The 24,679-nt window shown below is 50.2% G+C and carries 18 protein-coding genes; 16 read left to right on the top strand and 2 right to left on the bottom strand.

Annotated elements, in window-relative coordinates; genetic code table 11:
* Positions 1-125: 125 nt before the first annotated feature.
* Positions 126-1,283: a DMT family transporter gene (locus DSM100688_RS05895; protein ID WP_239519387.1), complete on the bottom strand. Its 1,158-nt coding sequence runs from the start codon at positions 1,281-1,283 to the stop codon at positions 126-128.
* 548 nt (positions 1,284-1,831) lie between these two features.
* Between DSM100688_RS05895 and rfbB the strand changes: the two genes are divergently transcribed.
* From rfbB to DSM100688_RS05815, 16 genes are all read left to right on the top strand, one after another.
* Positions 1,832-2,854: a dTDP-glucose 4,6-dehydratase gene (gene rfbB, locus DSM100688_RS05890; RefSeq protein WP_152358214.1), complete on the top strand. Its 1,023-nt coding sequence runs from the start codon at positions 1,832-1,834 to the stop codon at positions 2,852-2,854.
* 159 nt (positions 2,855-3,013) lie between these two features.
* The gene (locus tag DSM100688_RS05885; RefSeq protein ID WP_152358213.1) at positions 3,014-4,462 is read left to right on the top strand and encodes a sugar nucleotide-binding protein; all 1,449 of its coding nucleotides are present in this window, start codon (positions 3,014-3,016) and stop codon (positions 4,460-4,462) included.
* A gap of 9 nt (positions 4,463-4,471) precedes the next feature.
* Positions 4,472-5,374 carry a glucose-1-phosphate thymidylyltransferase RfbA gene (gene rfbA, locus DSM100688_RS05880; RefSeq protein WP_152358212.1) on the top strand — a complete coding sequence of 301 codons (903 nt, stop codon included), beginning with the start codon at positions 4,472-4,474 and terminating at the stop codon, positions 5,372-5,374.
* Between the two features lie 168 nt (positions 5,375-5,542).
* Positions 5,543-7,633, top strand: coding sequence for a DUF4012 domain-containing protein (locus DSM100688_RS05875; RefSeq protein ID WP_239519386.1), 2,091 nt, complete (start codon positions 5,543-5,545; stop codon positions 7,631-7,633).
* A 128-nt stretch (positions 7,634-7,761) separates the two neighbouring features.
* On the top strand, positions 7,762-9,171 hold the full coding sequence (locus DSM100688_RS05870; protein ID WP_240811842.1) for a tyrosine-protein kinase domain-containing protein: 1,410 nt from the start codon (positions 7,762-7,764) through the stop codon (positions 9,169-9,171).
* Complete coding sequence (gene cps2T / locus DSM100688_RS05865; RefSeq protein WP_152358211.1) at positions 9,168-10,349, top strand: beta 1-4 rhamnosyltransferase Cps2T; 1,182 nt, start codon at positions 9,168-9,170, stop codon at positions 10,347-10,349. Before DSM100688_RS05870 ends, cps2T begins: the two co-directional genes overlap by 4 nt.
* Before the next feature lie 3 nt (positions 10,350-10,352).
* The gene (locus DSM100688_RS05860) at positions 10,353-11,630 is read left to right on the top strand and encodes a glycosyltransferase (protein WP_152358210.1); all 1,278 of its coding nucleotides are present in this window, start codon (positions 10,353-10,355) and stop codon (positions 11,628-11,630) included.
* A 13-nt stretch (positions 11,631-11,643) separates the two neighbouring features.
* A complete protein-coding gene (locus DSM100688_RS05855; protein WP_152358209.1) occupies positions 11,644-12,732 on the top strand; it encodes a polysaccharide pyruvyl transferase family protein in 1,089 nt (362 codons plus the stop codon).
* 22 nt (positions 12,733-12,754) lie between these two features.
* Positions 12,755-13,768 (top strand): nitroreductase family protein, encoded by a 1,014-nt coding sequence (locus DSM100688_RS05850; protein WP_152358208.1) that lies wholly within the window; start codon positions 12,755-12,757, stop codon positions 13,766-13,768.
* Between the two features lie 15 nt (positions 13,769-13,783).
* On the top strand, positions 13,784-14,689 hold the full coding sequence (locus DSM100688_RS05845) for a glycosyltransferase (protein WP_152358207.1): 906 nt from the start codon (positions 13,784-13,786) through the stop codon (positions 14,687-14,689).
* A 48-nt stretch (positions 14,690-14,737) separates the two neighbouring features.
* Complete coding sequence (locus DSM100688_RS05840; RefSeq protein ID WP_152358206.1) at positions 14,738-16,018, top strand: glycosyltransferase family protein; 1,281 nt, start codon at positions 14,738-14,740, stop codon at positions 16,016-16,018.
* 18 nt (positions 16,019-16,036) lie between these two features.
* Entirely contained in the window at positions 16,037-17,302 is a 1,266-nt protein-coding gene (locus DSM100688_RS05835; RefSeq protein WP_152358205.1) for a hypothetical protein, read from the top strand.
* A gap of 13 nt (positions 17,303-17,315) precedes the next feature.
* On the top strand, positions 17,316-18,377 hold the full coding sequence (locus DSM100688_RS05830) for a polysaccharide pyruvyl transferase family protein (protein WP_152358204.1): 1,062 nt from the start codon (positions 17,316-17,318) through the stop codon (positions 18,375-18,377).
* A 75-nt stretch (positions 18,378-18,452) separates the two neighbouring features.
* The gene (locus DSM100688_RS05825; protein ID WP_152358203.1) at positions 18,453-19,976 is read left to right on the top strand and encodes a lipopolysaccharide biosynthesis protein; all 1,524 of its coding nucleotides are present in this window, start codon (positions 18,453-18,455) and stop codon (positions 19,974-19,976) included.
* 184 nt (positions 19,977-20,160) lie between these two features.
* A complete protein-coding gene (locus DSM100688_RS05820; RefSeq protein WP_163146893.1) occupies positions 20,161-21,402 on the top strand; it encodes a Coenzyme F420 hydrogenase/dehydrogenase, beta subunit C-terminal domain in 1,242 nt (413 codons plus the stop codon).
* Positions 21,403-21,511: 109 nt separating this feature from the next.
* A complete protein-coding gene (locus tag DSM100688_RS05815; protein WP_152358201.1) occupies positions 21,512-22,549 on the top strand; it encodes a nitroreductase family protein in 1,038 nt (345 codons plus the stop codon).
* Between the two features lie 308 nt (positions 22,550-22,857).
* Here DSM100688_RS05815 and DSM100688_RS05810 read toward each other — a convergent pair whose 3' ends face one another.
* A complete protein-coding gene (locus DSM100688_RS05810; protein WP_152358200.1) occupies positions 22,858-24,561 on the bottom strand; it encodes a hypothetical protein in 1,704 nt (567 codons plus the stop codon).
* Positions 24,562-24,679 lie beyond the last annotated feature (118 nt).

Genomic DNA, 24,679 nt, shown 5'->3' with positions numbered 1-24,679 from the left:
CGTGCGGCACGCCGGGGGATTTCGAGCGCAGCGTATCGTGATTCACGCAACGCGACGGTGTGTGGTGCGGCTCTGGACCGGCGACGCATCGCCGGCCCACTTCGAGGTCAAGCCACCGCAGGCTGTCACTTATGCGAAAGCCGCTCGAGCATACGACCGTTGAGATGGATCTGTGAGCACAGGATCGCGGAGAAGATCAGCACAAAGCCCGCACCGGCCGCCGCCTCGACGCGCTCGCCGTAGAACAGCACCGAAAACAGCAGACTGAACACCGTCTCCAGACACATGATGAGCGACGCCTGCGAAGGCGGCGTCACCTTGAGACCGACGTTCTGCATGATCTGCGCGGTCATCGTCGCGCCGAAGAACAGATAGACCAGGCACAGCAGGATGCTTGGCCGCAGCCAGGTCGCGGACGGCGCCGGTTCGGTCGCGATCGCACCGACCAGAAACAGCGTGCCGGCCGTCATGAACTGCGCGAACGTGAGCGCCACCGGATGAATCACGCGGCCGAACTTGCCCAGCCATACCAGATTGAACGAAAACACGAGCGCGCACAGCAGCGTGAGCAGATCGCCCAGTCCGATCGACAGGGTGCCCAGTCCGGAACTGAGCGACACGCATCCCACGCCGGTCAGGCACAGCACGGCGGCCACGAGGTTGCGGATCGTGGGGCGCTGCTTCATGAGCAGCCATGACGTGAACGGCACGATCACGCAGTACGCGGCGGTCAGGAACGCGCTGCGGCCCGGTTCGATCATGGTCAGACCGACCGTCTGGCTGCACATCGTGCCCCAGTACGTCACGCCGACCAGCAGACCGGGCACGATGATGCGGCGGTTGAGATACGGCGTGATCTGCTTGCGGAACAGGATGAACATGATGAGCGATGCGGCCAGCAGACGGATGGCCATGAGCCACTGCGGTGTGACGGCGGTCATCGCGACCTTCGCGGTCGGATAGCTGCCGCCCCACAGCATCGCGCACGCCAGCAGCATGAGTTTGCCGACGGTGGGGGAGAGCGTTGGCCTGCGAAGTTGGTGCGGGTTGCGCGTGGTGCGTGGCGTGCGTGGCGTGCGTGGTGTATGCGGGTCGCGCGGGGTACGCGGGGTGGGTTCGCGCAGACTGTGTGCGTCGGATGTGCGCGGGTTGCGCGGTGCGCGTGGGTCGGGTGTGTGTGAGTCTCGCTGATTGGATGCGATCGAGTTGCGTTGTGTTGAGGATGCGTGTGATGCCGGTTCGGACGTCTGTGTACGTGTCTGTTCGGGTGCCTGATCGACCATGATTGGAGCTCCTTCTCGCCATTCGCCGCGATATATCGTACCGTGTCGCGGCGCGATCCGTTGCCGGCGCGCGGCGGCGTTCCCTCCTGTCCCTGTCGTCCCGCATCCCCCTAACGGACATGCAGCCGATTAGGGGCGTGTAATCGGCTGGATGTCCGTTAGAAAGGGATGGATTTGTGGTCCGAATTGTCATATGTTCGTTTTCCCTTGACGTACATACAGCCGATTAAAGGGGTGAAATCGGCTGCATGTACGTTGAAGGAAGAGTCGAAGGATCGCTCGTTCAGCTGATGCCAGTCCTTTACCTCTAACGGACATACAGCCGATCGGACGGCGTGTTTCGGCTGTATGTCCGTTGAGGAAGAGAGGGATGATGATCAGGATCGACATTGCTTGTTTTCCCTTAACGGACATACAGCCGATTAAGGGGGTGGAATCGGCTGGATGTCCGTTGGGAAAAGCCGGATGACGAAGAAAGATGGAGGGGGCTAACGGGGGTATGAGATGTGGAGTCTGGTTCGGGGGTGGTTTGGGTTAGGCTGGTGTGTATGGCTGAAGAAGTGTTTACTCCTCATAACATCATCGTGACCGGTGGCTGTGGTTTCATCGGCTCGAATTTCGTCCACTACGTGTACAACAACCATCCCGACGTGCACGTCACGGTGCTCGACGCTCTGACTTACGCGGGCAATCTCGAGAACATCAAGGCGATCCTCGGCGACCGTGTCGAGTTCGTGCACGGCAACATCTGCGACGCCGAGCTGCTCGACAAAATCGTGCCGGGCCACGACGCGATCGTGCACTACGCGGCCGAGTCTCACAACGACAACTCGATCGCGAATCCGGAGCCGTTCCTCAAGACCAACGTCGAGGGCACGTTCCGCCTCTTGGAGGCGTGCCGCAAGTACGACGTGCGCTACCATCATGTGAGCACGGACGAGGTGTACGGCGACCTCGCGCTCGACGATCCGGCGAAGTTCACCGAGGAGACCCCGTATCATCCGTCGAGCCCGTACAGCTCCACGAAGGCGAGCTCGGACCTGCTGGTGCGCGCGTGGCATCGCACGTTCGGCATCCGCATGACGATCTCGAACTGCTCGAACAACTACGGCCCGTACCAGCATGTGGAGAAGTTCATCCCGCGTCAGATCACGAACATCCTCGACGGTCTCAAGCCGAAGCTGTACGGCAACGGTTTGAACGTGCGCGACTGGATCCACACCGAGGACCACAGTTCGGCCGTGTGGACGATCCTGACCAAGGGCCGTCTGGGCGAGACGTATCTGATCGGCGCGAACGGCGAGCGGAACAACCTGACCGTGCTGCGCGACATCCTGACCGTGATGGGCAGGGATCCCGACGACTTCGACTGGGTCAAGGACCGTCCGGGCCACGACCGCCGCTACGCGATCGACTCGACCAAGCTGCAGACCGAACTCGGCTGGAGGCCGGTGCACACGGACTTCCAGAAGGGTCTCGAGCAGACGATCGCCTGGTACACGGAGAACCGTGCGTGGTGGGAGCCGGCCAAGGCCGCGACCGAAGCCAAGTACAAGGCGCAGGGCCAGTGATCTTCGTCTGAGGGAGAGAGCGTTCGAGAGTGGTCTTTCGAAGGCTTTCTCCCTCATTCATGCCGTGTGCCGCAACGTTCGGGCCATGGGCCGGGACGGTGTCTGCGGCGGTGAAACGTGTGCCGAACTGTACGGTGATGAACGATAAGGACGGAAAACATGGATTTTGAGAAGGAACTGAAAGTCACGGAGACGAATATTCCGGGACTGCTGGTGTTCGATCTGCCGGTGCATGGCGATAATCGTGGCTGGTTCAAGGAGAACTGGCAGCGTGCGAAGATGACCGCGCTGGGTCTGCCGGATTTCGGTCCGGTGCAGAACAACATCTCGTTCAATGCGACGAAGGGCGTGACTCGCGGCATCCACGCGGAGCCGTGGGACAAGTACATTTCGATCGCGGCCGGTTCGATCTTCGGTGCGTGGGTGGATCTTCGCCCGGGGGAGAGCTTCGGCCAGGTGTACACGACGCGCTTGGACCCGTCGAAGGCGATCTACGTGCCGCGTGGCGTGGGCAACAGCTTCCAGGCGCTCGAGGACGGCACGGTGTACACGTATCTGGTGAACGCGCACTGGTCGCTCGAGCAGAAGAGGACGTACACGTTCGTGAACCTCGCGGATCCCGAGCTGAACATCCAGTGGCCGATCCCGCTGTCCGAATCCGAACGTTCCGAGGCGGACCTGCATCATCCGATGCTCAGGGACGCCAAGCCGATGGCTCCGAAGCGCACGCTGGTGACGGGCTGCAACGGCCAGCTCGGCCACGCGATCCGCGCCTACGCCGAGGCGCATCATCTGCAGGGCTTCGAGTACACCGACATCGACGAGTTCGATTTCTCCGATCCGGCCGCCTACGACAAGTACGACTGGTCGCTGTACAGCACGATCATCAACGCGGGCGCGTACACGGCCGTGGACAGGGCCGAGACCGCGGAGGGCCGTCCGATCGCGTGGAAGGCGAACGCGCAGGGCCCGGCGCTGCTCGCCAAGGTCGCCAAGGACCATCACATCACGCTCGTGCACGTGAGCTCCGACTACGTGTTCGACGGCACGCGCGAACAGCATGCGGAGACCGAAAACTTCGCGCCGCTGGGCGTGTACGGGCAGACCAAGGCCGCCGGCGACATCGCCGTGGCGAACGCGCCGGAGCACTACATTCTGCGTTCGAGCTGGGTGATCGGCGAGGGCCACAACTTCGTCAAGACCATGATGATGCTCTCCAACCGCGTCGCCGACCCGGACGACCGGCTGGACCAGGTGACCGTGGTCGACGACCAGTACGGCCGTCTGACGTTCACCAAGGACATGGCCGAGGCGATCTTCCACCTGCTCGACAGCCATGCGCCGTACGGCACGTACAACCTGACCGGTTCCGGCGCCGTCAGGAACTGGGCTCAGATCGCGGCGGCGGTGTTCGAGCGGACGAACGGCAATGGCGACAGGGTCAAGCCGATCTCGACGGCCGAGTACTTCGCGAACGCGAAGGGCCCGGTGTCCCCGCGTCCGGTGCATTCCGCGCTCGACCTGACGAAGATCGAGGCGGCGGGCTACACGCCGGCGGATTGGGAGGAATCCCTCGCCGCGTACGTCGCCAAGGAACTCAAGAAGTAAGGAGCCGACATGAAGGGCATCATTCTCGCCGGTGGTTCGGGCACGCGTCTGTATCCGTTGACGACGGTCACGTCGAAGCAGCTGCTGCCGGTATACGACAAGCCGATGATCTACTATCCATTGAGCGTGCTCATGCTCGCGGGCATCCGTGACATCCTGATCATCTCCACGCCGAAGGACCTGCCGAACTTCGAGCGTCTGCTGGGCGACGGCAGCCATTACGGCGTGCGGTTCTCGTATAAGGTGCAGCCGTCACCGGACGGCCTGGCGCAGGCGTTCCTGCTGGGTGAGGAGTTCATCGGCGGCGAGCCGTGCGCGCTCGTGCTGGGCGACAACATCTTCTACGGCAACGGTCTGGGCGCCACGCTGCGCAAGGCGGTCGCGAAGGCCGAGAACGGCGAGGGCGCGAGCGTGTTCGGCTATTATGTCGACGATCCGGAGCGGTATGGCGTGGTCGAGTTCGACGAGCACAAGAAGGCCGTGTCGATCGAGGAGAAGCCGACGGTGCCGAAGTCGAACTACGCGGTGACCGGCCTGTATTTCTACGACGAGCGCGTGGTGGATTATGCGAAGCGGGTCAGGCCGTCGGCCCGTGGCGAACTGGAGATCACCGATCTGAACAAGATATATCTCGAGGCCGGCGCGTTGAACGTGCGTACGCTGGGGCGCGGCTATGCGTGGCTGGACACGGGCACGATGGACTCGCTGTACGAGGCGGGCGAGTTCGTGCGTACGGTGCAGCGTGCGCAGGGGCTGCCGATCGCGGTGGTCGAGGAGATCGCCTATGAGAATGGTTGGATCAGCAAGGCCGAGCTGCTCGAGTCGGCCGAGCGTTATGGCAAGAGCCCGTACGGCAAGCATCTCAAGGATGTGGCCGAGGGCAAACTCGTCCTCATCCCCAACCAATACTGATACAGTACTGGTATTCCGCGCGACGTGCCGGCGGTCATCGTGACCTGATGATCGCCATGTACCGGCGATCGCGTGCAGGTGTGGCTGGTTCCCATTGCTTAACGGGAACCAGCCACATGTGGTTTCGGGGGTATCTGACATACCCCCATTGCGTTACTATCGAATTCCATGAGTGATCCCATGGGAACCGAGCCAATGTCGTTTGCGCCATCCGAGCCGCCGCAGCCGCCGGCGTCGTCGCAATCCGCACCATCGTTGTCGGAAGGATCGTCGTTCCCGTCGTCGGATCCATCCGCGTTCCCATCATCGGATTCGTCATCGGATCGGCAGGACGATAATGATCACGGCGATGGCACCGCCGCCGACTCATCCGCCGACCTCTCCTGGGCCGCGGTCATCCGACCCGACATCGATCCGGACGTTCTCGCCAGCGACGCCGCCGACGCCGAACGACGCAAGCATCGCCGCCGCATGAGCCGCGAGCATATCCGCAGGATCAAGCGCAAGAAGCGCATTCGCAACATCCTCCTCGCCATTGTGGCGCTCATCGTCGCACTGATCGGCATCGCCGGGTGGTTCGCCGTCTCCGCATTGAAGGCGTTCAGCGAGGTCGAGGCGGCGGTGTCGTCGGCGTCGCAGATCCAGACGCAGGTCATGGCCGGCGAGACCGACGCGGCGAAGGCCAGCATCAACGACTTCGCCGACCATATCGACGCCACGTACCACGAAACCAGCAACCTCGCATGGACGGTCGCCTCGATCACCCCGTACTATGGTTCCGATATCCGCGCCGTACGCGACACGGTGGCGATTCTCGAGGACGTATCGAACAATGCGCTGCCCAAGCTCGCCAATTCCGTAAGCGGTCTGAACCTGCGCACCATCGGCATCAAGAACGGCACCATCGACCTCGGCGACATGGCGTCGATCGCCGACGATCTGACCGCGGCGAATTCGGTGATTGCCGACGCGAATGTGAACCTTGGCAAGATCGACGGCACGCACGTCCAGCAGCTCACCGACGCGCTGGCGACGGCGAAAACCAAGTTCGGTCAGCTGTCCGGACTGGTCGATCTTGGCACGCGTGTGGCGAATCTGGCGCCGTCCATGTTCGACCTGACCGATCAGGGCAACGGCAAGGCCCGCACGTACCTGGTCCTCGTGCAGAACAATGCGGAACTGCGTACGACCGGCGGCATTCCGGGATCGTGGGGCACGTTGACGGTGAACGAGGGCAAGCTCAGCATTGGCGAGTTCGAACCGGCCGATCCCAACGCGATTGTCAGCCAGCCGATCATCACGCTCACCGCCGACGAGAAAAGCCTGTTTTCCGAGAAGCTCGGCACGTTCCAGCAGGACATCAATTTCACTCCCGACTTTCCGCGAACCGCGCAGCTTGCGTCCGCGATGTGGAAGCACCTGCATAACCAGGACGTGGATGGCGTGATCAGCATCGATCCGGTGTTTCTGCAGAATCTGATCAAGGCGACGGGATCGATGACGTTGCCGGACGGCACGGTGCTCAACGGCGACAATACGGCGCAGATCCTGCTGAACCAGACCTATATCGACAAGCCGTCCGGCGACGAACAGGACGAGTTCTTCTCGGCGACGGCCAGCAACGTGTTCAATTACGTACTTACGTCCGCGGGCAACAACGGCACCGGCTTGGTGGGCGCGGTCAAGCAGTCGGTACTGGATCGTCACGTATACCTGTGGAGCGCTCACGATGATGAGCAGAAGCGCATTCAGGACACGACGATCGCCGGCGCGTTGCAAAGCAATCCGAGCAAGCCGGTCGCGGGCGTGTACTTCAACGACAACACGATGGGCAAGATGGACTGGTATCTTACGCGCGAGATCACCAGCAAGTACGACAAAACCTATCCGACCGGTGCGAAACAGTACACAATTCATGTGAAGCTGACCAACACCGCGGACCCGGCCAAGGTGGGCACGTATCCTGACGCCATTCTCGGCCATGACCAGCACGACGTGACCAGAAGCGGCGAAATCTCGACCATAGCGTACGTGTACGCGCCGGCGGGCGGACGCTTGGTGGATTGGAAGTTCACCGGCTCCGGCGCGGGGAACGGCCAGTTCGACTCGATCGGCGTGCATGACGGACTTACGTTGGGTGCGAAAAGCATCGTGCTCCAGCCCGGCGAGAGCATCGAGCTGACCGTGCACGTCGCGACCAGCCCGGTTGGTGGAGATACCGCGATGATCCTGCGCACTACACCCGATTCTCGAGAATAGGGCGACGATAGGGTACCCCCTACGTGTAGTCTGGTCACAGAAGATTGGAACATCCGCAGGTGGCGTGCATGCCGTCGATATGGAGAACGGAGTGAGTCTTGGCCGGTAGTGATATCGCGGAAAATGATGTGATCACGATTGATGTCGTCGGAGCGGTGAAGAAACATGTCGTCACGGCGATCATCACTGCCATCGTGGTGATCGCGGGGGTATGCGGGTACACGTTCACCCGCACGCCGCAGTACACGGCGACCGCGCAGCTCATGGCCACCTACCGCGGCACCACGCAGGATACGAACGCGAATTCGTACAACGCCGGCTCCTCGTACATCCAGTCGCAGATTCAGACGTATCCGCAACTGGTGAAGACCGAATCCGTGTTGCAGCCGGTGATCGACAATCTTGGTCTGAACACGACGGTCAGCGATCTGGCCAAGCAGGTGACGGCATCCAACCCGACCGACACGATGCTGGTCGAGGTGAGTGTGGAGGACACCGATCCGAAGACGTCCTCGAACATCGCGAACAGCGTGGCGGAAAGCTTGCGTAAACAGGTGACGAGCACGCTGTACAGCGACGACGGCGACAAGATCGTTTCGCCGGTGAACCTGAGCGTCGTGCAGCAGGCGTATGTGCCGGCGTCGCCGAGTTCGCCGAACGTGGCGATGAATCTGGCCATCGGCGTGGTCGGTGGCATCGTGCTGGGTGTGGTCGCCGCTGTGGTGCGCGATCTGCTGGATCGTCGCGTGCGGCAGTCGTCTGATGTGCAGGCCATCGTCGATGCGCAGGTGCTGGGGACGTTCACGCGTTCGGATGTGTTTGCTGACGTACCGGTGATCATTTCCCGCCCGGCGTCGCGTGAGGCCGAGGACGTTCGTCGTCTGCGTACGAATCTGACGTTCTCCGATACCGGTGACGACCGCATGCCGAACGTGATCGTCGTGACGTCCAGCAGCCCGTCGGAGGGCAAGACGACCGTGGCTACCAATCTGGCGACCGCGTTCGCGGAGTCCGGCAGCAAGGTGTTGCTTATCGATACGGACGTGCGCAATCCTTCAGTGGCTAAGAAATTGAAAATCGAAGGTACTGTCGGCCTGACCCATCTGGTGACCGGCCAGGTGACCTCGCAGGAGGCCGTGCAGCGGTATTGGAAGCCGAACTTCCACGTGCTGCCCGCCGGCCGGCAGACCATGAACCCGAGCATCCTGCTGAACTCGCGCGCCATGAAGTCGCTGATTCGTAAGGTCGCGGAGACGTATGACTACGTGATCATCGACACCGCACCGATGCAGGTGTCGAACGATGCGGCCGTGTTCGCCAAGGAAGGCCCGGAACTGCTGTTGGTGACCGGTCTGGGCGTGGCCGAGAAGCGCCGCCTGCGCGAAACCGACGAGGAGCTCGAGACGCTCGGCATCGAGCCGGTGGGCGTGGTGCTTAGTTTTGCTGAGCAGGAGAAGCAGAAGGACAACTATTACTACTATTACGGCGTTGACGGCGAGAAGAAGAGCAAGCACAAGAAGGACGGTGCCGCAAAATGATCGGAAAGAACGTGCAGCATGTGTTCATCGTCGGGTCGAAGGGCATTCCCGGCAATTATGGTGGCTATGAGACGTTCGTGGATCGACTGACCGAATACCACGCGGGTAATGCGGCGCTGAAATATCATGTGGCGTGCAAGGCCACCGAGCGAGGCCGCTTCTCCTACCATAACGCCGATTGCTTCAAGGTGAACGTGCCGAACATCGGCCCGGCACAGGCAATCTACTATGATGTCGCCGCGCTGAACGAGTGCGTGAAGTACATTCGGGCGAATCATATCCCTCATCCGATAGTGTACGTGCTGGCATGCCGTATCGGACCGTTCGCCGCGCATTTCGAGCGGGTGATCCACAGGCTGGGTGGCAAGCTGTACATCAATCCTGACGGCCACGAATGGATGCGCGCCAAGTGGAGTGCTCCTGTGCGCAAGTACTGGAAGATTTCAGAACAGATGATGACCAAGCACTGCGATCTGCTGGTGTGCGACTCCAAGAACATGGAGACATACATCCATGAGGAATACCCGCAGTATGATCCGCAGACGTTGTTCATTTCGTACGGTGCTGAGACCCGAGCCAGCAAGCTTGCGGACGATGATCCGAAGCTGTTGGACTGGTACCGGGAGAAGGGGCTGTCTCCGAAGTCGTATTATCTGGTGGTTGGCCGGTTCGTACCGGAAAACAACTATGAGACGATGATCCGTGAGTTCATGAAAAGCGGTTCGAAGCGCGATTTCGCATTGATCACGAACGTGAGCGACAAATTCCTTGAGGAGCTTAAAGCCAAAACCGGTTTCGACAAGGATCCGCGCATTAAATTCGTGGGCACAGTCTATGACAAGGAACTGCTCATGAAGATTCGCGAAAACGCGTACGGGTATTTCCACGGACATGAAGTGGGCGGCACGAATCCGAGTCTGTTGGAGGCTCTGGGATCGACCGATCTGAATCTGTTGCTGGGCGTGGGTTTCAACCGCGAAGTGGCTGAGGACGCAGCTCTGTATTGGTCGAAGGAACCGGGTGATCTGGCGGCCTTGATCGAGCGTGCCGACGCCATGACCGCCGATGAGATTCATGCTCTGGGGCAGAAGGCCAAGCAGCGTATCGCCGACGCCTACAGCTGGCAGTTCATTGCGGACGAGTATGAGCGGCTATTTTTCGGTGAAGCGAGAGGCTGATTCATGAGGGTTTTATTGGTCAATAAGTTTTTCTACCATAAAGGTGGATCAGAAACTTACCTGTTTGCCCTTGCGGAGGGACTTCGCGCGATGGGGCATGAAGTTGCGTTTTTCGCGATGCAACATCCGCAAAATGAAAAAACATATTGGGATAAATATTTCGTTTCGGAGAAAGACTATACCGGCAATATCTCCGTGATTCGAAAGGTTGAAGAGGCTGCCACGCTTGCGTACTCTCCAGAGGCTAAGCGTAAGTTCGAGTCTTTGCTGGAAGAGTTTTGTCCTGATATAATTCACTTGAATCTCGTGCATCGTCAGATCACCTTTTCGATTCTAGATGCACCTTATTTGAAGACGCATCATGTTCCAGTTGTATATACCGCGCATGATTATAGTTTTTTGTGTCCCGTGTATACCATGATCAATGGGCGTGGAGAAGTATGTGATGATTGTATCAATGGACATTATTTTGGTGTATTAAGGAATACTTGTACCAAGGGTTCGAAAGTAAAAAGTGCGTTATCTTTTGTAGAAGCCGAATTCATTAAGTATCGTCATTATTATGACAGAATAGATAAAATTATTGCCCCATCAGAGTTTATGAAACGTAAATTCTGTCAGGGCGGCTATGCGGAACGCACCGTCATGATACAGAATTTTTTGACAAAGAAACAGTTAGAAATAGGCAGAAAAGTCGCAAATCATCGGAAGTTCGATTCCTCTGAACCTTATTTTCTTTTCTTCGGTCGATTATCAAAGGAAAAAGGAGTCCTTACCTTAGTTAGCGCCTTTTTGGAAGCCATTAGACGGTTGCCCGAAAATTGGACTCTTCATATAGTGGGCGATGGTCCGGAACGAGAAGCGATCGAATCGGTTGTTCGCATGTCGGGCTCTATGGCAGCACAGCGAATTCAACTTCTCGGATACAAGAGTGGAGAAGATCTGCAACGGGAAGTGGGGAATGCCCGTTTTTCGGTGCTATGTTCCGAATGGAATGAGAATATGCCTTATTCTGGTCTTGAATCGCTTGCGGCAGGTACCCCCATTATAGGATCTCAGATGGGTGGGATTCCTGAACTTGTTAAAGAAGGCGAGACGGGTTTCTCCTATGAGGTGAGAAACGTGGCATCATTGGCAAGCGTTATCGTCGACGCAAGTAATATTGGGTCAGCAGCTTATGTGGATATGCAGAAGGCATGTATGCGGTACGCGGCCAATAGATCGGCGGAAACATACATAGCAGACCTTGAGAAACAGTATAATCAGCTAATCTCTAAGTAAAGATAGGAATAACATGTCTAAAGTTTCTTCCATAACGGTTACCTGTAATAGGCCGCTTAACTATGGGGCAGTTTTACAAACCTATGGACTGAATAAAGCGCTCACACAAATGGGTGTGGATGCTAAGGTATTGGATTATTACCCGGAATACTATAAAAAAACAAGTAATTCTTTGATAAAGAGAATCGTTCATCTTTTTTTGAGGATCCCTGATAAGATTAAAGGGAAAAAGGTCTTTGGCGATTTCTTGACTAATTATGTGCCAATGACAAAAAAAATGTATCATTCAGTACAGGAAATTAAGGTAGATGTACCTGTTGCTGATGTATACATTGCAGGTAGCGACCAGATTTGGAATTGTAAAAATTTACCTAATGGGTTGGATGATACCTTCTTTTTAACCTTTGTTCCGAAGGGAGCAAAGAAGATTTCATATGCGGCTAGTTTGGCAATGCCTGAAATACCATCCAATCAGGTTGACCGTTATAGAAATTTAGTTGGGGCCTTCAACGCTGTATCAGTCAGAGAAACCTCTGGTGCTAAACTACTTGAAGATATAGGTATAAACAATGTTCAAGTGGTTATGGATCCGGTTTTTCTTTTGACCGCGAAGGAGTGGGATGAAGTTGCATCTGCAAGCTCCTTTATTCCGCATGAGCGGTATATTTTGGTATATGGATATAACAAGCAAAAGAATGTATATCATTATGCCAGAAGACTCGCAAAGAAACTCGGAATTAAAGTGTATGCTGTGGGAGTGTCCATCGAGGACTACTTGTTGGATGTTGATCGTTTTTTCTGGAATGCTACTCCGAACACTTTTGTTAAATTAATTAAGAATGCCGATGCTGTTGTAACGAATTCGTTCCATGGCACTGTTTTTTCTATTGTTTATAATGTTCCTCTTCATTTTTTCAAAGTCGGGACAACGGCAAATTCGCGTATGATTGATCTATTGAAAGAATTAGAGCTTTCAGACCGATGGATAAAAGACGAAAATACGTTATTAAGTAATTCGATGAGTTACAGCGAAGCTAATGTCTGTTTGAATAAATTAAGAGCAAGATCTCTTGATTTCCTACGACGAGAAGTTATTAAATGAATTTGTTTATGAGAGGCATAATATGAAAGAAAAAATTATTTCTATTGTACCATCCTTTTTGTTGATCTCTTTGAGAGAGTTTTGGCAGACAATAGTTTTATATAAAGATAGTATTCTGCAGAATATTCGTTTTGATCGTAATTATTCCAGATTGAAGACTAGGACAAAAACTCAGGCTGAAGCAAGGGTTATTTTTTTTACACATCAAATAGAGAAAGGCCTTTCTCACGCTGATTTTAAATATGGCTTTGGGAAAAAAATCTTTTTAGAATTGCCTAGTCGTTTAGCTGATTTGGAGTCATATGATTCCTTGTACACTAATAATAGTGTATATTGTAATGCTTTGGCTGCCTTACACGAATATGTAAATAGGCATCAGGCAATTGGATTTGATCTTTCCTGGTATTCTAACCAGTTTTCCAAGGAGCAGTGGGCTGATATTATCTCCTACGATGGCGAGATCGGGAAGAGTGTTGTTATAACTTCTAAAGAGAAAGAGAGTAATGATATTCTCTCTTTTAGAGAGTTATGCTTGCACCGTCATTCGGTAAGGGAGTTTTCTCCCCAGCAGGTTTCCGTGGAAGAAGTCTTACCGGCCTTATCCCTTTCTATGAGAACCCCTTCTGTTTGTAATCGTCAGCCAACTAGACTTCACATTATTACAAACCCATCCACTATTGCGAAGGCACTGAGTATTCAGGGAGGAATTAACGGCTATAAAAATCCTCCGATGCTTATTTTGATAACTTCGGATCTTTCGGCATTCATGACTTCCTACGAACACAATGAGGGCTATACCGATGGTGGATTGTTCGGAATGACGCTTTTATATTCTCTTGAATCCTATGGATTCGCAACTTGCCCTCTAAACACAATGTTCACAAGAAAGAAGGATTCGGCAACAAGAAAACTTCTGAATATACCTGATAATGAGATTCTGATCATGTACATCGAGGTAGGTCATTTTGCACAAAGAGCGCTTACTTGCCGTTCTACGCGTTTTGATATTTCAAGAATCATGACTGTTCATGCCTGATTGTAAGGATTTGTTATGAAGATCACTGTTTTGATGTCTTCTTTCAATGGTGAAAGATATATTCGCGAACAAATAGATTCTATATTAAATCAAAAAGGTGACTTTGATCTTCATTTACTTGTTCGAGATGATGGGTCAACAGATTCCACTCGGGCAATTCTTGATGACTACCAAAAACGTGGGTCACTATCTTGGTATAGTGGCGAAAACCTGAAACCTGCTCGTAGCTTCATGGATCTTGTTTATAATTCACCATCCAGTGATTTTTATGCTTTTTCGGATCAGGACGACTTGTGGGATAAGCATAAGCTCCAACGCGCTATTAGCATGCTGAGAGGGTATACCTGTGCGGCGATGTATTGTTCTAATGCTCAGGTAGTTAACCAGGATTTGGTATATTGTGGAAGAAATGTCTATAAAACGCAACCGGCCACGGATTTTTACACCATAACCTGTGGCGGTGGTTTATTAGGCTGCACAATGGTATTTAATGATGTTATAGCATCCGATATAAAACGGTATGAACAGCCAAGAGACGTTGTGATGCATGACCGTTATGTATCGATGCTAGCTCTTCTTCTCGGTGGTGTGATTATTTATGATAAAGATGCCGTATTTTTAAAATACCGTCAGCATGGCTCAAATGCTATTGGGGTAAAGTTTAATTCACCAGTTCATCGTATTATTGATATTGCTACAAAAAAATTGGAAATTAGTATTGCCGATCAAGCAAAAGAGATTCTACTATTTAGAGATTGGTTAGAGCAAACAGGTGATTATCTTTCTTGGCTTAGGAAGGTAAAGGACTATCGGAAAACACTTATTTCAAGGTGTTCCCTTGCTTTTTCTTGTAAGACACATTATTTGGGTGCCGTTAATAATTTCGGTAATAGACTTGCTATTTTATTGGGAAACAAATGAAATCCTTATGAGGCGGCGGTATTGCGAAATAAATTATTGGGAGAAATAGTGAATAATAAATATGTTATAGCTATATCTTTTGCTAATTATTTGGAATCCAAGTCTGGTATGCCTAAGGTGATGATGGCACATCAGCAATTATATAATAATCATGGAATTAGTTATGTCAGTTTATTCTCGGTAAAGAAAACTTTTTTTTCCGATAGGTATATGCTCTTTTGCAAATTCGGCCTTATAGTTGATGGGGAATTCAAGGGCATTTATCAAATGAGCCAGCTGATTCATTTGTTCAAGAAGTGGGAGATAAGAGGATATTCGTTAATTGATATTCATATACATCATTTGATGTATATGAATATCAATCTTATTGAAGATCTATTGATGTCATCTAATGATGTTCCCGTCAAGGTTTATTTGCATGATTATTATAATGCGTGTACCGGCTATACACTCTTAAAGAATAATTTGGATTATTGTGGTGGTCGTGGTTTCTCTGAGCAGGTTTGTTCCGGATGCCGATTTTATAAGCAAAGTAATGTGATCGAGCCTCAAATACAGGCACTTTTAAGAAGAAATCTTGGTAGAATTACATTTATTTCTCCATCACAAACCACTAAAAATATTTTTTTGAATTTTCATCCAGAATTTGGTGAGAGAATAATCGTCTTACCGCATCAAATATATTTCGATCATTATGATGGAAATGCCGAACAGTTGGCCAGTAATCAAACTGTGAGAATAGGATTTCTTGGAATGCCAAGACGGCACAAAGGTTGGGAGACCTGGTCTCGTTTGGTATCGAATTGCTCTGGTGATGGATATCAGTTTATTGTATTTAACAGTTCAAATGACTCTTATGCTAACATGTCGAAGGTAAAGGTAGGCTTTAGTGGCTCTAACTTGAACGCGATGACTGATGCATTGCGTAAATCGCAGATTCATGTTGCACTGCTTTGGTCTATTTGGCCGGAGACTTATTCATATACATGTTTTGAAGCTTTTTCCGCAAATGCTTTTATTATCACTAATAAGAATAGTGGTAATATTGCGGATGTTGTTCGTGCGAATAATAATGGAATAGTTTTAGAAAATGAAAAACAGCTTCTTGATCTTTTCCAGGATCGAGATGGTTTATTAGATAGAATCAATAATTTCCGTAAAACAGAAGTTGGTGGGCCAAAGCAGTTATATGAAAATGATGAAATAGTGAGATTATCACTCCGGTTTAGCAAGAAATCAACAATAAAAGATTCCCATCGTCTTGTTGATTATCCCTTACTTTGGATTTTGAATTATCTATATAATAGGAAGTCACTCGTAAACAAATAGGGTAATGATGGGGTTTCGATGAGATTTGGTACAAAAAATTTTTTAGATTACTGTTTTTTATTGCTGATATATCTCCAACTAGCAATTTTGGAGTTTTTTGGCCTTGGACAAATATTAAATAAAATTATAACATTTGCCCTTGTGGTATATATGGTTTTTTCCTTTAAGAAATATTGGAAAACTGGTATTATTTTTATTGTAATAATACCTTGTTTTTATCTATTGAGCTGCATTTTTGGTGAATCCTTTGATATAGGGAATGTGCTTAGTAACTTTTTAATGCAGTTTTATCCAATTATTTACGTCTATTACATTGTCCTTCTTTGTAAATGTAGATCAAATGTTATAAGTACATGCTTGGATAAGGGTTTTTGGCTATTCAATGGAACCATGCTGATAAATATCGTAGTTCTACTCATGCAGATATTTGTTCCATTTTCCATCAATGCGGTTGTGGATCCAGACGCGGTTATTGACTTTTATCCTGATACAATTTCTGGATTATTCCAATATGCATCTACTCATATAGTATGTCTTTTTACGATTTTTATTGTAATATATGATATTTCCTATATAAAAAGGATATCCAAATATTATCTAAGAGTTCTTATTGTTTTTTTGATACTCGCTTTGATTGTTATTTCGTTATTTATTGCAATTGAAAGTGATAATAAGGCTCTTTTCCTTTTGCTACCTATTTCCTTGTTTGCTTATTGGATATCTGGGAATACTGGATCGCTAACTAAGATTCAATATTTCATTGCGTGTGCATATGCTATATTTGTTGTTATATATATGCTTTATAGCATAAATGTCAATTTCCAGATCTTTTTAAATAAAAATTTTGTAAATATATTTGAACTTATTTTGAATTCAAGCGATTTGGGGTCTGCCGCAAATGGAAGCGGGGAACGCATATCCATAATTCCATATGCTTTTGGAGAAGCCAGTACTTGGTTATTTGGTAAAGGTTTTGGAAGTACCTATATTTATAGAAGTGGGTATCTAGCTTTTCATCACTTTGGACAAGCGGATTTTGGATCGTTACTTGTTCTTGGCGGAATATGGTATTTATTAATTATCATATGTTATTATGCAATATCTTTTGCCGAGATTTCCGGATACAGGTTCGCTAATCATACATTTGATTTGTTTATAGGTATTATTTTGATCCTAATTTGTGTAGCTGTTTATACACAATGTTTCACTAGAACAAATACAATTTTTTCTTTAGTATTAATCATGCTTGCCTTTAGGGTTCGTTTTACTGATCATACAATTTAGATTGTGAGTTTTCATGAAAGTTGCAATTTTAACCTTTACTGATGGAACGAATATCGGTCAGCGGCTTCAGAATTTCGCTTTACAATATCTTATAAATGATTTATACCCGCAATGTAAAGTGTGCACAATCAAACAATCATACCCTTTTAACCCGATAAAAAAGCAATTAAAAGATTGCTTACTGTTTATGAAGAATCCGGTTAAGGGTTTTTCCTTACTTCGTAGACAGGGAAAGTTTGATTCTTTCAATAGTAAGAATATTCATTTTTATAATCAGGTAATGCCTTTCCGTGGTGATAATTCCAATTTTTCCGATTCCTTTGACTATTTTGTCGTGGGGAGTGACCAGATATGGAATCCCGACTCTCCATTTGTGGGAGATAACTTCTTTTTAACGTTTGCTAGGAGAGATCAACGTCTTACGTATGCTCCAAGTTTTTCCGTTGACGTACTTCCGGCTGCAAAGGTAGAACAATACCGACGGTATCTGGATGGTTTCCCGACGATTACTGTTCGTGAGGATAAGGGCGTCGAAATCGTACGGACTCAGCTCGGACTGAAGGCTGATGTCGTACTTGATCCCACGCTTCTTCTATCTCGGGAGATTTATGACAAGATTAAATCTCCCTGTTCGCGTCGACCTCGGACACGATACATACTTTCCATGTTCCTTGGTGACTATCCAAAGAACAAGATTGATGGTATTGCTCGAGAAACCGGGATGAGCATCCTCCGCTTGGATAGTGATGCAGTGATTGGCCCCGATGAGTTTCTTGATCTTGTTGACCATGCTTCGCTCGTTCTTACTGATTCTTACCATATAACTATTTTTTCAATTCTGTATCAAAAGGCATTCGTTAATTTTCCAAGAAGCGGTAATGGAAAATCAATGAATAGCAGATTTGAGACATTGTATCGTCTTCTTCATATTCAGGGTAGGACTTGGACGGAGATGAATGATTCCTTATCTGGATTATTAAGTATGGACTATACGGAAATAAATAAGTCTTTGCAAATTGAGAGGAATCGTTGTCGGAGTATTTTGCAAAGGGAACTTAATGGGGAGAATATATAATTTTTTATTGCTAATATCATATGAATAATTTTATTTATTCCATGATTGAATAGCGCTCGAAAGAGTAGGATAGTTATGGTTTCTCAGCGTAAAGTGGGAGCTATTCTTGGCTATGTAAATGTGATAGCTAAGAATTTGGTGAATCTATTATATACGCCATTATTGTTACATTTTATCGGGAAAGGCGATTATGGCGTATTCCAGATGACCAATTCAACGGTAGTGTCACTCTCTCTATTAAGCATGGGGTTTACCTCAGCATATGTACGATTCTATTCGCGGAGAAAAGCTCGGAATGATGAGGCCGGGATCCGTCGTTTGAATGGTATGTACTTGATAGTGTTCTTGACGATTATGTTGATATGTCTGTTGTGTGGAGTTTTTTTGTGGGCCAATACGGAGACATTGTTCAGCAAGGGGCTGACCTCTGGCGAGATTGAATTAGCAAAGACCTTAATTTTGATTATGGTGTTGAATCTTTCCTTGTCGTTTCCGGCAAGCGTATTTGATTCCTATATCATGGTGCATGAGAGATTCGTATTTCAGCAATCTCGTCAGCTGTTTTCCACTCTTGCTATTCCATGTGTAGCAATTACGTTGTTGATATGTGGTTTCGGTGCTGCAGGTGTCGCCTTCGCATGGTTGATTGTGTCTACGGTTCTGTTGTTGCTCAATATTCGTTATGCTATTCAATCATTACATATGCGTTTTTCGTTTGGTCGATTTGACTGGGCTTTATTTAAGGCAATCGGAATCTTCAGCTTCTGGATTTTTTTGAATCAAATCTTTGATCTAGTGAATAATAATGTACCTAATTTTCTATTGGGAGCTATGACCGGATCCGGTGCGGTAGCTGTATTCGCAATCGCAGTACAGATTCGTAATATTTTCTTCATGCTGTCAACCACGATGTCGAATGTGTTCATTCCGAAGATCAACAGGATGGTCGCGACGGAGAACAATAATCGCAAATTGACTGAACTGATGACACGTGTAGGTCGTTATCAGATGATTCTGTTCTGCTTTGTCTATGGTGGATTTGCACTAGTGGGACAATATTTTATCCGGATATGGGCCGGTGAGTCATTCGGAGACGCATATTGGATGATTCTGATCATGACTTTACCAGTTGCGATCCCTTTAACTCAAAACACGGGTATTGAAATTCAGCGAGCGAAGAATCGACATAAGATGCGTAGTTTGATTTATATTCTCACATCTGTGATTGATATTATTATCAGCATCGTATTCATTCCGTCATTCGGCTACTGGGCCACGACATGGGGATACGTGGCCAGTATCGTACTGGGAACCGGTTTATTTATGAATTGGTATTACCACTATCGAATTGGTTTGGACATGACTTATTTCTGGACGCATATGCTTCCCATTATCGCGGTTTGTGCGGGTGTACTCGCGGTGAGCGGCCTTATCTCATATCTGACACAAATTCATGGTCTCGTTGGTTTTCTTCTATACGGGGCATTGTATTGCGCACTATATGTGTTGGCGATATGGCTATTTATCACCACATCGGACGAACGTAGGGTGTTAACCGGTAAACTTAGCGTAGGCAAACATCCTGCGCATGCGCGGTGAATTTGAAGCATCTCAGTCACAGAATTAAGGAAGGAGAACCATCATGGACAATGTGAGTAAGGTTATTCGTGGTGGGTATTGTGTTGGTTGTGGGGTGTGTCCGTTTGTGGATTCGTCGTTGTCGGTCCGGATGGATGGGGACGGTCGTTACCAGGCCGTCGAGCTTTCGGGGGATCACGCTCCGGTGGCGTCGCGCGTGTGCCCGTTCGCGAACGGGCGGCTAAACGAGGACGTGCTCGGCCGCGAGCTGTACGGGGGCGTCGAGGGCGTCCGGCACGACGACGCGGTCGGCTGGTACCTGGACACGTACGCGGGGTACGCGGTGGCCGGCGACTGGCGCGAGAGGGGCAGTTCGGGCGGCCTGGTGAACTGGACGGCGGCGAAGTTGCTGGAGACGGGGCGGGTGGACGCGGTGATCCACGCGCGCGCGTGCGACGAGCCGGGCGTGATGTACTCGTACCAGGTGTCGCACACGGTGGACGAGCTCGCGTCGGGCGCGAAGTCGAAGTACTATCCGGTCGAGTTGTCGCGGGTGCTCGAGTACGTGCGCGCCCATGACGAGCGGTACGCGGTCGTGGGGATCCCGTGCTTCATCAAGGCCATGCGCCTGCTGGAGCGCGAGGACCCGGTGGTCGCGGGGCGGGTCAGGTACCATCTGGGCCTGGTGTGCGGGCATCTCAAGTCGTCGTTCTTCGCGCTGGCCGAGGCGTGGGAGAGCGGCATCGACCCCGACCGTGTGGACAGTGTGGACTTCCGGTACAAGATCCCCGGGCGCGCGTCGAGCGACTACGGCATCCGGGCGACCGGCACGGACGCGGAGGGACGTCCGGTGGAGGTGGTCCGCCCGACTCGCGAGCTGTCGGTCACGAACTGGGGGTACGGGTACTTCAAGTACAACGCGTGCGAGTACTGCGACGACGTGCTCGCCGAGACCGCGGACATGACGTGCGGCGACGCGTGGCTGCCCGACTACGTCAGGGACGGCAAGGGCACCAACGTGGTCGTGGTCCGCAGTCCCGAGATCCGCGACCTGTTCGACGAGTACGCGGGCGAGGTGCATCTCGAGCCGGTGCCGGTCGAGGTCGTGGCCAGGTCCCAGCGGTCCGGCCTGCGTCACCGCAGGGAGGGGCTCGCGTACCGTCTGTGGCTCAAGGACAGGGCCGGCCAGTGGCGGCCCGTGAAGCGCGTCCAGCCGTCGAACGCGCTGCCCCGGCATCGCAGGCGCGTGTACGAGGGGCGCATCCGTCTGATGGACGAGAGCTTCAAGGCGTTCCGCGAGGCAAGACGTAACGGGGGGGGGATGCCATTCTTTGTTGAGTACATGACCCCCATCGTGCGCGCGTACAAGCGTGCGGACAACCCGTTGTGGCGGCGGATCGGACGCAAAGCCAAACACATCATCAACACCATCATGAGAGAAAAATGATGACAGCAATTGGCCGGTCCTCTGCTTGACGGATAACTCATTCGTTCAGGAAGGATCGGCTAACACTGATCGGTCTTTCCTGCGTTTGGCGAACACGGAGAAAGACCAAATGTTTAAGCAAACTATTAAGAATTACATGCCCAAGTCTGTTCTTGGAGTAAGAAGGATCGTCTTAAATAGGCTTGGCTCGCTGAAAGAGCCATTCCGACTGGTGAAGGATACGGCCATTCAATGCCAGCGTTTCGCAAAATATCGCTCTCGTCCCACATCCACTCAGCGTGGACAGCTCGAAACACAAATCTTGTTTCACACACATCAGATCGAGAAAGGACTGAGCCACGACAATTTTCGCCCAGGGTTTGGTAAGAGCGTACTTAAGGGTATGAGCGTATTATTACCGTATCTGCAACGATTCGGTGATGATGCGATTCAGGGGTTTGTTTACCAACAGGCATTATCTGCGTTACATGCATATGCCGGTCGGCACAAGACCGTCGGATATGATCTGTCATACATGCGCAGCTTGTTCTCTGACAGTTTGTGGCAGGCAATTCAGAACGCGAATCCAGACATGTCGGGTGTACTGATGATTGAGCGAGACGCCAAAATGAACAATCGTCACCTTGATTTCAAGACATTGTCTGAACATCGGTATGCGATTCGTGAGTATTCGGATCTCCCCGTCACCATCGACGAGCTCAATGAGGCGGTTGACATCGCGATGAAGACTCCATCGGTATGCAATCGTCAAGCTTCGCGTGTGTATGAGATCTTTGATTCCGAAACCATTCGAACATTGCTGGACATTCAAGGCGGTTATAGGGGGTATCCGACTCCGCCGGTACTTATACTCGTCACATCTGATATCAGAGCATTCATGAATCACACGGAGCGTAACGAACCGTTCGTGGACGGTGGCTTGTACGCCATGTCCCTGCTATATGCACTCGAATATAGCGGATTGGCCGCGTGTCCACTTAACGCCATGTTCAGTCGGAAACAGGACAAACAGACCAGAAAGATCCTTGACATTCCTGATTACGAGCTACCAGTTATGTACATCGTCGTCGGTCACTATCCCAAACACGTAAACGTATGCCGATCCGCGCGATATCCGGCCAGACACATCACCACAATCATCAAATAGCTTGAAGTGGTCCGATTCTGGGCTAAGAAAGAAATGTGGATGGGCCTGTCTCTAAGTGTGTAACCGGTCTTTGTTAGTGGTTTCGTTCTAATAAGGGATGCGGATGTTTTCCTGGACTAGTCGCCTAACCGTCCAGGAGAACATCCGCGCCTCCCAACTACGCGCCTAACAAGACAGCACTTCTTGTCCATCGGCATCGATTCTTAACAGGGCTTCTCTCCCTGTGACGCACATTTGTATTTCTGGAATCTAGTAGGGTGGTTTTGACGTGGCTCGGCTCACAAAGATAAAGCGTAATAAAGCGTAACTCACGCCAGTCGGTAGAGGTAATTATCAGTACCCCAAGCGGTGCCCAGATTTTCGATTTTCATCAGTTTCACGGACTTTCCGGTATGCTCGATGAGGTATGTGCGAACTATTTCGGCTGTATCCTTACTGCCGGCGAATACCAATCGTTTGTGTTTGAATGATTGAATGAATAGATTCCCCTTTTCCAATCCATTGATACTGTAGAAATTATCTCCTACGCTTGTTGCAACGCGCCATCCGCCGGGAAGGGCAACGTTAGAAGGTATGTCGATGTCGGAATATGTGAAAACATTTTCATATGCATAGTTCACCAAATCCGAACTAGGAATCACAATCATATTAGTATGATTCTTTGCGTACTCGAAATATCGTGATATTGGAGTTTTCAAGCCTACATAGCTCTTCGTGGTACGTACTGAGGTTAGTTCAACGTATGAACAAAACATCAGGCATATTACAGTGGTTAATAACATAATTAGGATTTGTTTGGTTCTCATTCTGGTCATAGCGTGCTTCCCAACCCGCTTCGTCGGTTTCGAAATAGAATTCTGTAACTCCGAGGTGGAGATGAGTCTTTCGGTGCAGATCATCGCTGTAATTGCGGTAAACAGTATTGGAAGTACAACATAGGTACGAGGCCTGGCATGCAATAGTAAAATCGCATACTCAACAATGGTTATTATTGCAATGCCAGTTGGCAGTAGCCATGAATAATTGTTCTGCACAATTGATTGTGAACGCACAATCATAACGGCCCAAAGAAGAACCAGTAAAATGCAAATGAATGAGAATATAATACCTGCTTTCCCGGATAAGAAGATATTATGAAGCGAATATGCGGGAATAGCGGAGGCTGCTCGATTAAATCGATCAATGCTAAAAACGTCCTGATCGGCAAACAGCCAGTGATACATCATTGAGACATCATTTTCGCTGAATTCCGGAACAACTTGTTGGATAACGGAAGCATCCACATGGGGTGAATCGGTAACCGTTCTACCGGGATTGAGATATGCGGTGAAATCCTTCCATCCCTCAGTATGGGTATAGGCGAACTGGCCTGAAATCCATGCAAAAACAACGGCAAGAATTGATGCTACCATTCGTAAAATGGAGCTAATATGTCTATTTATGCAAAGAACCCATAACGCAAATGGGAGGAACATGAGGAATGTTCCGGCGCCGGATTCCGGTCGTAAAGAAAACCCTAACGCCAGCAGTAGGATGCCGATAACATCCGCAAAGCGGATCTTGGGCACATTCCTGAAAGCTGCAACTGGAATTATCAGCATGAATCCCGCTGCGCAGAACAGAAAGGCCACAATAGAGTAGGTAAGGTACAGTGTTGAAGATATCTCAATAGTGAGTATACTGGCAAAGCTCAGAAATCTAATGTATGACGGAATAAGGGTATGTCGGATGTGCCAATATGCAATGGCCGTGAATCCCCATATTCCGGCAAATAGAAGTAATGAATACCATGGAATCGAATCAACAATTGAATAAAGCAGGGCTAGCGGTGCGCTTATTAAAATCAATGAATATACGTCAAGATATGAGCGAGTATTATAGAGGCTGCCGATAGCAAAATACGAGTGACTGTAATCATCCGACGTTGCAAAATGTGGCTTAGATAGGATGCAAATCAGCAAGATCGGAATCAAAGCGGAAACTGCGGCTGTAAGCTTTGGATGTTTGCTCATGAAAGCGATGTTTCGTGAAAAAACGGATATGGATGCAGATGAGGATATTTGGGTCATATTATCGACCGTTCAATGTGGAGTTGGATATACAAGTGATTCGAGAGCCTAAGGAAGGCAT

Origin of the sequence: Bifidobacterium ramosum, from assembly GCF_009299505.1 — a bacterium.
In the GTDB taxonomy this organism is placed as follows: domain Bacteria; phylum Actinomycetota; class Actinomycetes; order Actinomycetales; family Bifidobacteriaceae; genus Bifidobacterium; species Bifidobacterium ramosum.
The sequence above is the reverse complement of the archived record's forward strand: the minus strand, read 5'-3'. Positions and strand labels throughout refer to the sequence as shown.